We start from the raw sequence: 14,163 nt of genomic DNA, 5'->3' as shown, positions 1-14,163 counted from the left end.
CAGCGTTATGTGCACAACAGGGTTGGTCGCACAGGGTTGGTTGCACAACGCGGTTGGTGGCACCACGCGGTCAGCTGGGCAGGACAGCTGCGTGGAGCCGCCGGGTGGACAGCCTGCCCGGCGGCTTCGGTTCAGCCGGGGAAGGCCGGATCGACCGGACCCTCGAGCTGGGGCGACCAGCCGTTGCCGAGCCGCTGGAAGATGCCTTCGGCGGACTGCGCGAAGATCTCCTCCGGGCCGTTGCCGGCGCTGAGAGCCGTGAGCCCCGGCCACGGCGCGAGCGGCTCCGGTTGCGCGGACGTCAGGGACAGCAGCTCGGGGATCACCGTTTCGCTCGCGGAGCCCTTCAAAACGGCCACCGTGGTGTCGTCGATCCAGACTCCCTGATCCGGATCGCGGGCCGTCAGGAGAGTCATCGGTGCGGTCAGGTCCCGAGGCGTGCCGTCGGCGGCCCGGATGATGCCCGTCACCTGGACCTTGGTCTTGCCGTTCTGCTCCGAAATAACGAGCGCCCGTGCGCCCTCGCGGGACACCCTGAACTCCCTGACAGTGCGGCCGGCGAGCCAGCCCGGCGCCAGCGAGACCGTCGGCACGGCCGCCCCTTCGGCCACTCCGACGGGCCGGTAAGCCACGACTTCGGTTGCGCCGGTGGCTCCCGGACCGGCGGTCCACACCCAGTCATAGCGGTCGAAGGAGGGCCCGGACAAGGTGGCGCGGGTGGTCAGGGCACGTGCGGCCTGGCCCGGCACGATGGCGTACAGGGTCGTCCGGTCGGCATTGAGGAATGCCGCCGATTGCGAGACGGGAGACTCCGCCGGGGCCCGGGGCCCGAGGGCTGCGACGGACTGGATATCCGGAAGCGGTGAGATCCTGTTGTTCTCGTACCGGACCAGCTCGTTGTCGCTCACGGCAATCTGGTGGGCCGGGACGTTCTTGTCCCGGATCGGCGCCAGCACGGATCCGTTGTCCTCGACCCGGACGAGGTCCTGGTCGGCCCGGAGTTCAACGTTGATGACGTCGGGCTGGCTCCGGAATGTCAAGGCCAGCTGCGTCTGCATCCGCAGCCTGTCCTCACTGGAGGCTTCCACGAGGTCCTTGGCGGTGAGATCCACCTGGGCTGCACCGGAGACGACGGGTACTGACTCCCGGGCCAGCTGGATGCCCGAGGGGAAGGCGCTGACGACGGCGCCCTTGAGATAGGGGGCGGGTCCGCCGAGGAGGGCGCTGGTCATGGACTTGACAGTCTTCTTCCTGATGAACCACCGGACATCGGGGACTGCGTAAGTGAAAGTGGGATCGTAAAAGTAGATCGGGTAGGCACCGTAGATGACTTTGAACGTCTCCTCCGGGATGGCGGTGCCATCCGGGATTTCCGCGATCCTCCATTCACCGTCGACCTGGGTCAGGGTGGCGGGAATGTTCTCCGTGGTGCCCGGAGGAAGCTGCGTGGCGACGCCGTCGGCGTCCACTGAGTAAGCCACGTCCAGTTCGTAGTTGAACACGTTCTCGACGCCGGTGGGCACCACCCGGGCCGACCGGAACACGAGGACCCGCTGGTCCGGTTTCCAGGTGACGGAGGAGGCCTGGGTGAGGTACTGGCGGGCGACGGCGTAGTCGTCCTCATAACCGCTGCCGGCCAGGTAGAAGTCCTCGATCACGGCCTCGGGTCCGGCGCCGGGGCGGGGAGCGGACGGGAAGAAGACGGGGGCGTTATTGGGGTTTCCGGCGCTCTCGTCCGTGCTCCTGCCGACCGGCCCGGAGCGCGGGATCTGGGCGCAGGACGTCAGCATCAACAGGACGACGGCCAGCACGGCGGCGCACGCCGTCGTGAGTCTGTTCGAGGAACCCCTCATGACTCCGCCTTCCTTTCGTCATCACTGCCGCCGGCTGCGCGGGGCGCAGCTCCCGGAACGGAGGCCTTGCTCTCCGGGGCGGGCGACGGGTCCAGCAGCAACATGGTGCGCTGGGGTCCGGAACCGGGCAGTCCGACGTCGGCCGGTTCCAGCTGGAGCGGCGACCTGGTGATGGTCTCGCCCTGTCGGAGCGAAAGGGTCAGCCGGAAGTTGGACCCGTTGCCCTTGTCTCCCCACGCCTGGAGCCACCCGTTGTGGAGCTTGGTGTCCTCGGCGGCAATGGAAAGCCCCAGGCCGCTGCCTCCCGTGGTCCGTGCCCGGGCCGGATCGGCGCGCCAGAAGCGGTCGAAGACGCGGGCGGCCTCGGCCGCGCCCATGCCGATCCCATGGTCGCGGACGGCTACTGCCACGGCGGTGCCGTTGGCTGCCACGGACACGTTTACCGGACGGCCCTCGCCGTGTTCCAGGGCATTCAGGATGAGGTTGCGCAGGATCCGGTCGATCCGGCGGTCGTCCATCTCCACGATGATGCTGCCCTCGGGGGCGTTGAGGGTGACCTCGGAGCCGTACTCGGCCGCGACGGGTGCCACGCCTTCGATCACGTGGGTGATGAGCTGGACAATGTCGGTGGGCTCGGCGTCGAGCGTTGCCACCCCGGCGTCGAAGCGGGAAATCTCCAGCAGGTCCGCCAGCAGTGACTGGAAGCGTTCCACCTGGTTGTAGAGCAGTTCCGCCGAACGCTTGTTGATGGGGTCGAAATCCTCCCGCGCATCGTAGAGCACCTCCGCGGCCATCCGCACGGTGGTGAGCGGGGTACGCAGCTCGTGGGAGACGTCCGAGACGAAACGCTGCTGCATCTGGGAGAGGGTGGCGAGCTGGGTGATCTGCTCCTGCAGGCTGGCCGCCATGTGGTTGAACGAAGCGCCCAGCCGCGCCACCTCGTCCTCGCCCTTGACCACCATGCGCTCCTGCAGTTGCCCGGCGGCAAGTTTTTCGGACACGACGGCGGCGTGGCTGACCGGGCTCACGACGTTGCGGGTCACGTACCAGGCGACGGCCCCGATCATGAGCACCAGCGCCGCCCCGCCGGCAAGCAGGACGTTCTGGATCTCGTCGAGGGTCTTCTGTGCCGTGTTGAGGTCGTAGATGAGGTAGAGCTCGTAGACGGTGCCGTTGAAGGTGACCTTGTTGCCGACCGCAATGCCGGGACGGTCCCCGGTACCCACCGGGAATTCCGTGGAGGCCCAGAACTGCTCCTTGCCTGAGTCCTGGACTGCCTTGCGCAGCTCGGGCGGGATGACGCTGATGGTCAGCTGATCCGAGGCCCGGGATTCCACCCACCGGTTGCGGGGCTTGGTCTGTTCCGGCATGGCTTCAAAGACGTACCGTCGCTGGATCACGGATCCGCGGCCCTCGACCGCGTTCAAGGTGTCATAGACGAGCGTGATGACGCTGGACTGGTCGGTGACCTGGGCGCCGTCGAAGGTGTCCTGGACCTGCTTCACGTTGTAGCGGGTCTCGGACTCCGCCTGGGCAAGGCGTTCCTGGAAAAGATTATTGGCGATCTGGTTGGACAGGTAGGCTCCCACCACGGCAAAGGAGCTGATGGCGAGCATCAGCGTCGTGAGCACCGTGCGGAACTGCATCGAGCGGCGCCATTTGCGGTGCAGGGAGCGCAGCAGATAACGGATGCCCGGCAGCAGCCGGGAGACCCCGGTCCGCACCAGGCGCGCGACGCGGACCGCCATGATCAGGGCGCGGCGAAGCCAGATCCTGGTGCGGAAGAGGATCAGGGACCAACCCGCCGGACCACGGCGCTGGTCGCCAGGCTCCGGGTCCGGCTTCGGCTCCGGCTCCGGCTGGGCGCCGGCCGCGGGGTGCCCGGGAACGCCTTCCGGATGATCGGGTTCCAAGGGGGCGGGTTCGGACCGGGTCTGCTCCGGGCTGGCATGTTCGGAGCGGGCTTGTTCCGGCCCGGCCTGCGCCAACAGCGTGTGTTCCGAGGTTGACCCGGGCCGGCCGTCGGCGGGTTCAGGAACCTGCTTTATAGCCGACACCACGGACCGTCAATACAACTTCGGGGGCTTCCGGGTCACGTTCGATCTTTGACCGGAGCCGCTGGACATGGACGTTGACCAACCGCGTGTCGGCGGCGTGGCGGTAGCCCCAGACCTGCTCCAGCAGGAGTTCCCGGGTGAAGACCTGCCACGGCTTGCGGGCCAGCGCCACCAGGAGGTCGAATTCCAGCGGCGTGAGCGAGATGCGCTCGCTGCCGCGGCTGACGAGGTGGCCGGCCACGTCGATGGTGACATCCGCGATACGCAGGGTTTCCGGCGCCTTCTGGTCGCCGGGCCGGAGCCGGGCCCGGACCCGGGCCACGAGTTCCGCGGGCTTGAAGGGTTTGGGTACATAGTCGTCCGCGCCGGATTCCAGCCCCCGGACCACGTCCGAGGTGTCCGATTTCGCCGTCAGCATGACGATCGGGACATCCGACTCGGCACGGATCTGCCGGCACACTTCGATGCCGTCCATGCCCGGGAGCATCAGGTCGAGCAGCACGAGATCGGGCTTCGAGGACCGGAAGACTTCGAGAGCCTGCCCGCCGTCGGCGCAAAAGACGGGCTCAAAGCCATCGTTGCGCAGCACAATGCCGATCATCTCGGCGAGCGCCTCGTCATCGTCCACTACCAGAATGCGTGCCTTCATAATTATATATTCCCCTATTGAATTGGCTTTGTCGTATTGAGCGATTTCCGGGCATGGCGGGGGCATTGTCCGGGGCAGAATCTGCGGCCTGGATTCGGGCCCGCTGGAACAAGCCGCCGCCGTCCTGCATGCTGTGCACAGAGGCACCATTCCGGCCAGGACCTGCAGGAGGCTCCCGTGACCACACCGATCTATCCGCTTGCCCTGGGGGATGCGTTCTCCCGGCTGCAACCCCAGCTGCAGGAATACTTCTCACTCGCCCCGGGATCCGGCCATTTCGGCGTCGGCGAGGGCGTCTTCGACGTGGCGGGTTGCCCGCAGCCCTGGCTGCGCCCACTGCTGCGCCTCACGAGCGGGGAACAGGCCTTCTTCCCGGAGTATGGCGAGGGCATCCCCTTCCGGATCGAAAACCATGCGCACCTGGATCCGTTCGGACGCCCGAGCCTGACGGCCCGCCGTGAAATCTTCTTCCCCGGCACCACGCGGCTGTTCCACGACACCACAAGTTTCGAGCACACGGGCGGCAGGCGGGGACTCGTCGATTACGTCGGCCGGTACCGCCGGCTCGCAACGGACCTCAACCTCAGCGTCACCGACGAAGGCCGGCTCCGGGGCGTCTCGGAGGCGTCGCGGCTGTTCCTCGGGCCGCTTCGGATCCCCCTGCCCGGCGCCTTCGACGCCAGGGCCTACGCCGAACAGTGGTGGGAGCCGCAGGAAAACGGCCGGGGCAGGCACCGGATCCAGGTCAAGGTGATCCAGCCGCAGCTCGGCCTGGTCCTGGTCTACGCCGGGCACTTCGACTACCGGCTCGAAGCGTACCCTGGCGGCAGCACGGCCCCGGGCTACCTGCCCGACCGTGCCCGGCCGGACCGCTGGGAAAACCGGGTCTGAATTCCGGCAATGGTTGCCCTTTAGCCAAGGGCGAGCTGGTTGAGCCCGTCCGCGACCTGGGTCAGCCGGGTCAGCACCGCCGTCGCGGACGACGGCGAGTGCCGCTCCAGCCCCTCCGCGGGGGTGACCCGCAGTGCGGCCAGTGTGGACGCCGGGAGCCCGAGCTGCCGCCAGGGGCGCCACACCGTGTCGACGGTGTCGGTGACGCGCGGCAGCGACGCCGACGGCGGGCCCACGTCCAGCGCACCTGCCCACAGCCGCTTGCCCGCCTCCACGGCCCCGGCCAGCTGCTCCCACTGGCGCGAGGTCAGGGCGCGCAACGGGACGGCGATCCCGTCCGCCCCGGAGGCCAGGATCCGGTCAAAGGGTGCCTCGATTTCCGGGACCGCGACGACGATTTCGACGGCGCCGGCGGCCCGCAGCGCTTCGATGAGCAGCTGCCAGGAGTCGGTGGCCTCCTGGCCGGGGACGGAGCGCAGGGTGCGGTAACCGCTGGACGTGGGGATGGTGCCGGCCAGGACGGACGCGATCTCAGGCTCGTCGATCTGCACCACGATCCGCGCCCCGGGGGCCGCCGCGGCCACCCGCTTGAGATAACTGCCGGCACCGGCGGCCAGCGAGGAGGCGATGTCGCGGCGGGCACCGTAATCGATGAGCGCCCGCTCCCCGTTGTGCAGGTGCAGGCCGGCGGCGAGGCTGAGCGGGCCGCGCAGCTGGATCTTGAGGTCCGCGGCGGGGGTGTCCTCGGCGCCGACCACGTCGGCGAGGACGTTGATGTCGGTGGAGAGGGCCGAGCGCGCCCGCATCAGGTCCTTGCCTGGCCGGTCCACGATCCGCCAGCCGTAGGGCTGGACGTCCACGGCAAGCTCAACGAGCAGGGAGGCCGTCCGGCCGAGGGCGTCCGAGCCGACGCCGCGGTCCGGGAGCTCGGCCAGGAAGGGCAGGTGGGGGCTGCCGAGTTCACCGCGGATGATCCGGGCGGCCTCAATCGGGTCTTCGCCGGGCCACGGGCCGAGCGCCGTCGCCGTGACCTGTCCGGGACCGGGGGGCGTGGAAGCGGCCATCTCAGGCATCCGCGGAAACCGTGGGACCGGCGGGAGCGGTGCGGCCGGAACCGTGCGACTGGGCCGCCTCATGGTCTTCCGCGATCGCTTCGTGGTGGCGGATGACCTCGCCGATGATGAAGTTCAGGAATTTTTCGGCGAAGGCAGGGTCCAGGTGCGCCTCGGCGGCGAGCCGTCGCAGCCGGGCGATCTGGGCGCTCTCGCGGCCCGGGTCCCCTGCGGGAAGCTTGTGCGCGGCCTTGAGGAAGCCGACTTTCTGGGTCGCCTTGAACCGTTCCGCCAGCAGGTACACGAGGGTGGCATCGATGTTGTCGATGCTGGAGCGGATCGACAACAGTTCCGCCATCACCGCGGGATCCACCTGGCCGGCCAGGGAACTGGCCCCAGGATCATAGGAATCGGCATCGGGATGAGTCTGGTTCTGCTCGGTCATTGACCCAGTCTAGGGGCACCGGGGCTAATCGTTCCTGCTGTTAGCGCCGTCCTGCCGGGGCTGCTGGTACGCGCGTTCGCCCGTGCAAGGGACATGCCCACCGTTCACCGTGGACGGTGGGCATGTCCCGCCGGCGAGCGCCGGAGGGGTCTCAGCCGTGCAGTACGGCGCGGAACTCCGCCCGGCGCCGGGCCTGCTCATCGGGGTCCGGAACGGGCAGGGATGCGATGAGCTTCCGGGTGTAGCCGTGCTGCGGGTTGCCCATCACCTGGTTCCCAAGCCCCTGCTCCACCATCCTGCCCTTGTAAAGCACTCCCACCCAGGGGGACAGGATGTCCACCACGGCAAGGTCGTGGCTGATGAACAGGCAGGCAAATCCGAACTCGGTCTGGATCTCCTTGAACAGCTCCAGCACCTTCGCCTGGACGGACACGTCCAGGGCCGACGTGGGTTCGTCGGCGATCAGCAGCTTCGGGTTCAGGATCAGCGCACGCGCCAGCGAGGCCCGCTGCCGCTGGCCGCCGGAGAGTTCGTGCGGGTACCGCTCGGCGTACGACGCCGGCAGCTGCACGGATTCCAGCAGCTCACGGGTCCGCTGGCGGGCCTGCGCCGGGGTCGGCTTGCTGTGGATGATGAGCGGTTCCGCGATGCAGTCGCCAATTGTCAGCTGCGGGTTGAAGGACGCGGCCGGGTCCTGGAACACGAAGCCGATCTCCTTGCGCAGCGGCTTGAAGGTGCGCTCCTTGAGGTGGAGCATCTCGTAGTCGAGCACCAACAGGCTGCCGCCCGTGGTTTTGTTGAGCCCGGCAATGGCCCGGCCGATGGTCGTCTTGCCGGAGCCGGACTCACCCACCAGGCCGAACACTTCACCCTCGGAGAGCGTGAAGTCCACGCCGTCGACGGCCTTGAACGCCGGGCTGCCCAGCCGGCCGGGGTATTCGATGCGCAGATCCCTGGCCTCGACCAGGACCTTCCCGCCCTGGTGGGCACGCTCGACAAGGCCTTCCGAGGCCGAGTTCCTGCCGAGGTGCGGGACCGCGGCCAGCAGTTTCCTGGTGTAGTCCTGCCGGGGCTCCGCAAAGAGGGTCCGGGCGCTTGCCTCTTCGACAACGTCGCCCTGGTACATCACGACCACGCGGTCTGCGAGGTCGGCCACCACGCCCATGTTGTGCGTAATGAGCACGATCGACGTGCCGTACCGGTCGCGGAGATCACGCAGCAGCTCCAGGATCTCCGCCTGGACGGTGACATCCAGGGCGGTGGTGGGCTCATCAGCGACGATGAGCCCCGGGTTCAGGGCCAGCGCCGCCGCGATCACGACGCGTTGTTTCTGCCCGCCGGAAAACTGGTGCGGATAGTAGTTGACCCGGGTTTCCGGATCCGGGATGCCGACCTTGCGGAGGGCCTCGATGGCACGCGCCTTGGCGTCCCTGGCATTGACCCGCCCGGTTCCGCCGTGACCCGCGTGGGCGCGGATGCCTTCGGCGATCTGCCAGCCGACCGTGAAGACCGGGTTGAGGGCGGTGGACGGCTCCTGGAAGACCATGGCGACGTCGCGGCCGCGGATCTCCCGGAGTTTTGACGGGCTGACGCTGATCACGTTGTTGCCGTTGATCAGTACCGCTCCGGAGCTGAGCGCCGTTTCCGGCAGCAGTCCAAGGATCGTCTTCGCGGTGACGGTTTTGCCTGAGCCGGATTCGCCGACAATGGCCACCACCTCGCCGGGATTGACCTCCAGGCTGACGTCCTTGACTGCATACACGTCCCCGGCGTCGGTGGCGAAGGTGACCTTGAGGTGGTCGATCTCCAGGACGGGCCCGGCGCCGCGGCCGTGTGCGTCGATATTGGTGGTCATGAACTTCCCACTTCTGCTTCGCTGGCCGCCATGGCGGCTTTGCCGGCGGAGGCACTCTTCCGGCCGCGCAGACGGGGATCGTTGAGGTCGTTGATGCTTTCCCCGACCAGCGTCAGTCCCAGGACGGTGAGCACAATCGCCAGGCCGGGGAACACGCCCGTCCACCAGATGCCGGAGGTGGTGTCAGCAAGAGCCTTGTTGAGGTCGAAGCCCCACTCGGCGGCAGAGGTCGGTTCGATGCCGAAGCCGAGGAAGCCCAGACCGGCGAGCGTCAGGATGGCCTCCGAGGCATTGAGCGTGAAGATCAGTGGCAGCGTCCGTGTGGCGTTTTTGAAGATGTGGCGGCTCATGATGCGGATGTTGGAGGCGCCCACGACCTTCGCCGATTCCACGAACGGTTCCGCCTTGAGCCGGATGGTCTCGGCCCGGATGACGCGGAGGTACTGCGGGATGAAGACGACGGTGATGGAAAACGCCGCCGCGAGGATGCCGCCCCAGAGGCTGGACCTGCCGCCGCTGATGGCGATCGCCATCACGATGGCGACGAGCAGGGGCGGGAAGGCGTAGATGGCGTCGGCGATCACGACGACGATCCGGTCCAGCCAGCCGCCGATGTAGCCGCTGACCAGGCCCAGGATGACGCCGATGAAGATCGACATGACCACGGCGACGACGATCACCAGGGCGGCGGTCTGCGCCCCCCAGACGACCCGGGAGAAGACGTCGTAGCCGCCGACGGTGGTGCCCCAGAGGTGCTTGCCGCCGGGGGCCTCCTGCGCCGGGAAGCTGCCGTCGGCGTCGGAAATCTGGGAAAACCCGTACGGCGCGATCAGGGGCGCGAAGATCGCGGTCAGCAGGAAGGCCGCGGTCAGGACGAGCCCGGCCACGAGCATGCCCCGCTGCAGGCCCACGCTCTTGGTGAAGTGCGACACGACCGGCAGCCGGCGGTACCACGGTGCGCGGCGGTTCCCGGCCGCAATGGCGGGTTCGATGCTCATATCAGTACCTCACGCGGGGGTCGATCAGCGCGGCGAGAATATCCACGATGAAGTTGGTCACGGCCACGATCACGGCGAGGAGGACCACAATCCCCTGGACCGCCACGAAGTCGCGTGCCGTAAGGTAGTTGACCAGCTGGAAGCCCAGCCCCTTCCACTCGAACGTGGTCTCGGTCAGCACCGCCCCGCCCAACAGCACGGCGATCTGCAGCCCCATCACGGTGATGATGGGAATCAGTGCCGGCTTGTAGGCGTGCTTGGTGACGAGGCGGAATTCGCTCACCCCGCGGGAGCGGCCGGCCTCGACGTAGTCCCTGCCGAGGGTTCCGATCACGTTGGTCCGGACCAGGCGCAGGAAGATGCCGGCGGTCAGCAGGCCAAGCGCGAGGGCGGGCAGCACGGCGTGGGCCATCACATCGCCCAAGGCGGCCATGTTCCCGCTGCGGAGCGCGTCGAGCCAATAAACCCCGCTCGGCGCCTGGAGGGAGGTCAGGGCGAGTTCGGTGGAAGTTTTCGCGCGTCCGGCGACCGGGAGCCAGCCCAACCACACCGAGAAGGTCAGCTTGAAGAGGAGCCCGGCGAAAAAGACCGGCGTGGCGTAGCAGAGGATGGCAAAGATGCGCAGCACGGCATCCGGAGCCTTGTCGCGCCGGTGCGCGGCGATCATGCCCAGCGGGATCCCCACGAGCAGGGCTATCACCAGGGCGTTGATGGTCAGTTCCAGGGTGGCGGCGCCGTAGGTGGCGAGCATTTCGGAGACCTGGCGGTTGTCGGAGAGCGTGGTGCCAAAGTTTCCGGTGATGAGCTGGCCGAGGTATTCGAAGTACTGCACGAAGATGGGCCGGTCGTAGCCGGCGGCCGTGATCCGCTCCTGGAGCTGCTCCGGCGGGAGCCGGCCGCCCAGGGCCGCGGTGATGGGATCGCCGGTGATGCGCATCAGGAAGAACACCATGGTGACGAGGATGAGAATCGTCGGGAAGATCAGGAAGAACCTGATCACGAGATATTGGCCCAGTCCCCCGCCGGACTTCTTCTTCTTTGACGGCAGGAGGCCGTCGGCGTCTGTTGGCGGCGCCTCGATAAGTGTTGTCATTGGTACCTAAATGTGTGCTTCCTTCGGCCTCGTGAGCTTCGGGAGTCGTTCTCACCAGCAAGAAAGGCGGGACGCCGTGCAGGCGCCCCGCCTCCCTGGCTGGTCGGAACCCGATGGGCGTTGGTGCTACTTGGAAATCACTCCAAGTCGGGTCTTGAAGGAGGCATCGAGGGTCGATTCGACGCCCTTGATGTCCTTCCCGGCGACCATCAGCTGGGCGCCCTGCAGCAGCGGCAGCGTGGAGAGATCCTTGGCGACGGCGGTCTGGGCCTCGCCGAGCACCTTTTCACGTTCCGCCTTGTCCACCGTGGTCAGCTGCTTGCCGATCAGGTCCGTGACAGCCGGGTTCTCATAGTGGTTATTCAGAAAGTTGCCCGGAGCGAAGAACGGCGTGAGGTAGTTGTCCGCGTCGGAGTAGTCCGGGAACCAGCCGAGCTGGTACACCGGGTAGGCATCGGCGGTACGGTCCTTGGAGTAGGTGACCCACTCGGTGGACTGCAGCTCCAGCTTGAACAGGCCCGACTTTTCCAGCTGCTCCTTGATCATGGCGTACTCATCGCCCGAGGACTTGCCGTAGTGGTCCGGGTTGTACTGCAGCTTGATGGTGACCGGAGCCGTGACGCCGGCGTCGGCGAAGGCCTTCCTGGCTTTGTCGGGGCTGGGCTTGCCGGTTCCGTCGCCGTACATTTCCTTCAGCGGCTGGATGGCGCCGACGAAACCGTCGGGAACGACGGAGTAGGCCGGCAGGTAGGTGCTCTTGTAGACCTGCGTGGCAATCGCGTCGCGGTCCACGAGGTGGGCCATCGCCTGGCGGACAGCGAGCGCCTTGGCCGGGTCGGCGTCGGCCGCCTTGGCACCGAAGGGCATGGTGTCGAAGTTGAACACGATGTAGCGCAGCTCGCCGCCGGGGCCCTTGTGCACCTTGACCTTGGAATCCTTCTCGAGGTCCGCGGCGTCCGTCGCGGTCAGGCTGCGTCCGGCGACGTCTATGTTGCCCTGCTGGACGTCCAGCTTGAGGTTGTTCGAGTCCGCGTAGTACTTGATCGTGGCGCCGTCATTGGCCGGCTTGCCCAGCAGGCCCTGATAGTCCGGGTTGGCCTTCAGGCTGACCAGTTCATTCTTCTTGTAGCTTTCGATCGTGTAGGGGCCGGCAAACGGCCTGCCCTTGACGATTTCGTCGTCGCTGATCAGCTTGTCCGCCGGGAAGACCTCTTCGTCGATGATCGGTCCGGAGTTGGCGGCCAGGACACCGGGAAAGACCTGGTCGTTGCCGGCCTTGAGCGTGAAGACCACCGTGGTGTCATCCCTGGCTTCCACCGAGGCCAGGTTGCCGAGCAGCGAGGCCGGGCCGTTGTCATCCGCGATCGCGACGACACGGTCAATCGAGTACTTCACATCGGAGGAGGTAAGTGCGTGGCCGTTGGCGAACTTCAGCCCGGACTTGAGCTTCACCGTGTACTCCGTCGGGCTGGTGAAGGACGCGGATTCAGCGATGTCGGGAGTGGAATCGGCCGTACCGGGCTTCGCATTGAGCAGGAACGGGTAGATCTGGTTCATCACCAGGAAGGATCCGGCGTCATAGGAACCGGCCGGGTCGAGGGTGACGACCTTGTCGGTGGTTCCGTAGGTAATGGTGCCCCCGCCGGCGGCGCTGCCGGTAGCCGCCCCGCCACCGGAAGGGCCGGTGCAGGCGGTGAGTGCGAGGGCCGATACCCCGGCGAGCGCGATGGCGCTCTGCAGGGCTTTCTTGTTCATTGCCATCTGTGAACTTTCTGTTCGATGAATACTCGCGCGGAGCCTGGAGGTGAAGGGGAAACCCGGCGGGCGCCCGCTGTCCTCATTCCTAGATTCAACCAGAAGACCATCAGGTGAACCGCTACATCCTGTGAGATGAGACACAAAATTTACACGAACAACGGTCCGTCCTCATTATCTTCAGAAATTCCTCCGGTTGAACGGCTGCCGGAGGGCCTTCGCCCGGCCGGAGGGGCGCGTTAATCGGGAAGGAGCACCGCACATCGAATATGTGCGGTGCTCCTGCGGAAGGATCGGGCCCGAGCGCCTGGCTCAGCGCCCGGCTGTCAGAGCGCTTCGCGCTGCAGCGAACGTGCGGCGTCGATGGTCGCCTGTCCCAGCACGCGGCTGCCCTGGTAGAGGACCACCGTCTGGCCGGGCGCGACGCCGCGCAGCGGTTCCGTCAGGGTGACCACGAGGACTCCGGGATCGCCGGCACCGGCTCCGCCGGCGGCTTCCATCCGGGCGGTCGCGGGCACGGGGTCACCGTGGGCGCGGACCTGGGCATAGCAGTCGAATTCCCCGCCGGTGGCGACTTCGGCAATCGGCAGCCCTGCCCAGGACACCTTGATGCCGCGGATTTCGTCGATGGCCAGGAGGGCCTCCGGCCCGACAACCACCTTGTTTTCCTTCGGCCGGATTTCCAGGACAAACCGCGGCTTGCCATCGGCCGCCGGAGTGCCCAGCTTCAGGCCGCGGCGCTGGCCCACCGTGAACGCGTTGGCGCCCGGGTGCTCGCCGACCTTCGCGCCGGATTCATCCACGATGTCACCGGTGGTCATTTCGATCTTCTCCGCCAGCCAGCCGGCGGTGTCGCCGTCGGGGATAAAGCAGATGTCGTGGCTGTCCGGCTTGTGGGCAACGGAGAGGCCCCGGCGCTCGGCTTCGGCGCGCACCTCCGCCTTCGACGGCGTCTCAGCCAGCGGGAACATGGAGTGCTTGAGCTGCTCGTGGGTCAGCACGCCGAGGACATAGCTCTGGTCCTTTGCCCAGTCGGCGGCCCGGTGCAGCTCCGGGTTGCCTTCCGCGTCGGTGATCACCTTGGCGTAGTGCCCGGTGCAGACGGCATCAAAGCCCAGCGCTATCGCCTTCTCCAGCAGCGCGGCGAACTTGATCCGTTCGTTGCAGCGCATGCAGGGGTTGGGGGTGCGTCCGGCGGCGTACTCGTCGATGAAGTCCTGGACCACGTCCTCCTTGAAACGTTCAGAGAAGTCCCAGACGTAATACGGGATGCCGAGCACATCGCAGGCGCGCCAGGCATCGCGGGAGTCCTCAATGGTGCAACAGCCGCGGCTGCCGGTACGCAGGGTGCCCGGCATCCGCGACAGCGCCAGGTGGACACCCACGACGTCATGTCCGGCGTCGACGGCGCGGGCGGCGGCGACGGCGGAATCAACGCCGCCGCTCATGGCTGCAAGAACTCGCATACTGGCTTTCTTTAGGGATGTGGGGTTCGGCGGGCACCGCTGCCGGCGG

The 14,163-nt window shown here is 67.1% G+C and carries 11 protein-coding genes; 1 reads left to right on the top strand and 10 read right to left on the bottom strand.

All coding sequences use genetic code 11. The features are described from left to right. Positions 1 to 131: 131 nt before the first annotated feature. From QFZ69_RS05310 to mtrA, 3 genes are all read right to left on the bottom strand, one after another. The gene (locus tag QFZ69_RS05310; RefSeq protein ID WP_306916127.1) at positions 132 to 1,853 is read right to left on the bottom strand and encodes an LpqB family beta-propeller domain-containing protein; all 1,722 of its coding nucleotides are present in this window, start codon (positions 1,851 to 1,853) and stop codon (positions 132 to 134) included. Beyond that, positions 1,850 to 3,601, bottom strand: a complete 1,752-nt coding sequence (gene mtrB / locus QFZ69_RS05305) for an MtrAB system histidine kinase MtrB (protein ID WP_306919602.1) — start codon at positions 3,599 to 3,601, stop codon at positions 1,850 to 1,852. The genes QFZ69_RS05310 and mtrB overlap by 4 nt, the downstream gene beginning before the upstream one ends. A gap of 283 nt (positions 3,602 to 3,884) precedes the next feature. Further along, positions 3,885 to 4,559: an MtrAB system response regulator MtrA gene (mtrA, locus tag QFZ69_RS05300; RefSeq protein WP_306916125.1), complete on the bottom strand. Its 675-nt coding sequence runs from the start codon at positions 4,557 to 4,559 to the stop codon at positions 3,885 to 3,887. 177 nt (positions 4,560 to 4,736) lie between these two features. Here mtrA and QFZ69_RS05295 point away from each other — a divergent pair, with 177 nt between their 5' ends. Further along, complete coding sequence (locus tag QFZ69_RS05295) at positions 4,737 to 5,450, top strand: DUF4166 domain-containing protein (RefSeq protein ID WP_306916123.1); 714 nt, start codon at positions 4,737 to 4,739, stop codon at positions 5,448 to 5,450. Positions 5,451 to 5,470: 20 nt separating this feature from the next. Here QFZ69_RS05295 and QFZ69_RS05290 read toward each other — a convergent pair whose 3' ends face one another. The 7 genes from QFZ69_RS05290 to mnmA all read right to left on the bottom strand — a co-directional run bounded on the left by QFZ69_RS05290 (position 5,471) and on the right by mnmA (position 14,114). Continuing rightward, a complete protein-coding gene (locus tag QFZ69_RS05290) occupies positions 5,471 to 6,514 on the bottom strand; it encodes a hypothetical protein (RefSeq protein ID WP_306919601.1) in 1,044 nt (347 codons plus the stop codon). A 1-nt stretch (position 6,515) separates the two neighbouring features. Further along, positions 6,516 to 6,947: a chorismate mutase gene (locus QFZ69_RS05285; RefSeq protein WP_306916122.1), complete on the bottom strand. Its 432-nt coding sequence runs from the start codon at positions 6,945 to 6,947 to the stop codon at positions 6,516 to 6,518. Between the two features lie 151 nt (positions 6,948 to 7,098). Continuing rightward, complete coding sequence (locus QFZ69_RS05280) at positions 7,099 to 8,802, bottom strand: ABC transporter ATP-binding protein (protein WP_306916121.1); 1,704 nt, start codon at positions 8,800 to 8,802, stop codon at positions 7,099 to 7,101. After that, a complete protein-coding gene (locus tag QFZ69_RS05275) occupies positions 8,799 to 9,800 on the bottom strand; it encodes an ABC transporter permease (RefSeq protein WP_306916120.1) in 1,002 nt (333 codons plus the stop codon). Before QFZ69_RS05275 ends, QFZ69_RS05280 begins: the two co-directional genes overlap by 4 nt. A gap of 1 nt (position 9,801) precedes the next feature. Then, positions 9,802 to 10,893 (bottom strand): ABC transporter permease, encoded by a 1,092-nt coding sequence (locus QFZ69_RS05270; RefSeq protein WP_306916119.1) that lies wholly within the window; start codon positions 10,891 to 10,893, stop codon positions 9,802 to 9,804. 126 nt (positions 10,894 to 11,019) lie between these two features. Then, positions 11,020 to 12,654 carry an ABC transporter substrate-binding protein gene (locus QFZ69_RS05265; protein ID WP_306916117.1) on the bottom strand — a complete coding sequence of 545 codons (1,635 nt, stop codon included), beginning with the start codon at positions 12,652 to 12,654 and terminating at the stop codon, positions 11,020 to 11,022. Between the two features lie 320 nt (positions 12,655 to 12,974). Then, a complete protein-coding gene (gene mnmA / locus QFZ69_RS05260; protein WP_306916115.1) occupies positions 12,975 to 14,114 on the bottom strand; it encodes a tRNA 2-thiouridine(34) synthase MnmA in 1,140 nt (379 codons plus the stop codon). Positions 14,115 to 14,163 lie beyond the last annotated feature (49 nt).

Source organism: Arthrobacter sp. V1I7 (assembly GCF_030817015.1).
GTDB lineage: Bacteria > Actinomycetota > Actinomycetes > Actinomycetales > Micrococcaceae > Arthrobacter.
The sequence above is the reverse complement of the archived record's forward strand: the minus strand, read 5'-3'. Positions and strand labels throughout refer to the sequence as shown.

Bases quoted from the DNA above. Each gene is read 5' to 3' on its own strand.
- QFZ69_RS05310 (WP_306916127.1), bottom strand. From the start codon at position 1,853: ATGAGGGGTTCCTCGAACAGACTCACGACGGCGTGCGCCGCCGTGCTG.
- QFZ69_RS05290 (WP_306919601.1), bottom strand. From the start codon at position 6,514: ATGGCCGCTTCCACGCCCCCCGGTCCCGGACAGGTCACGGCGACGGCG.
- QFZ69_RS05270 (WP_306916119.1), bottom strand. From the start codon at position 10,893: ATGACAACACTTATCGAGGCGCCGCCAACAGACGCCGACGGCCTCCTG.
- QFZ69_RS05265 (WP_306916117.1), bottom strand. From the start codon at position 12,654: ATGGCAATGAACAAGAAAGCCCTGCAGAGCGCCATCGCGCTCGCCGGG.
- mtrB (WP_306919602.1), bottom strand. From the start codon at position 3,601: ATGGCGGTCCGCGTCGCGCGCCTGGTGCGGACCGGGGTCTCCCGGCTG.
- QFZ69_RS05280 (WP_306916121.1), bottom strand. From the start codon at position 8,802: ATGACCACCAATATCGACGCACACGGCCGCGGCGCCGGGCCCGTCCTG.
- QFZ69_RS05285 (WP_306916122.1), bottom strand. From the start codon at position 6,947: ATGACCGAGCAGAACCAGACTCATCCCGATGCCGATTCCTATGATCCT.
- mtrA (WP_306916125.1), bottom strand. From the start codon at position 4,559: ATGAAGGCACGCATTCTGGTAGTGGACGATGACGAGGCGCTCGCCGAG.
- QFZ69_RS05275 (WP_306916120.1), bottom strand. From the start codon at position 9,800: ATGAGCATCGAACCCGCCATTGCGGCCGGGAACCGCCGCGCACCGTGG.
- mnmA (WP_306916115.1), bottom strand. From the start codon at position 14,114: ATGCGAGTTCTTGCAGCCATGAGCGGCGGCGTTGATTCCGCCGTCGCC.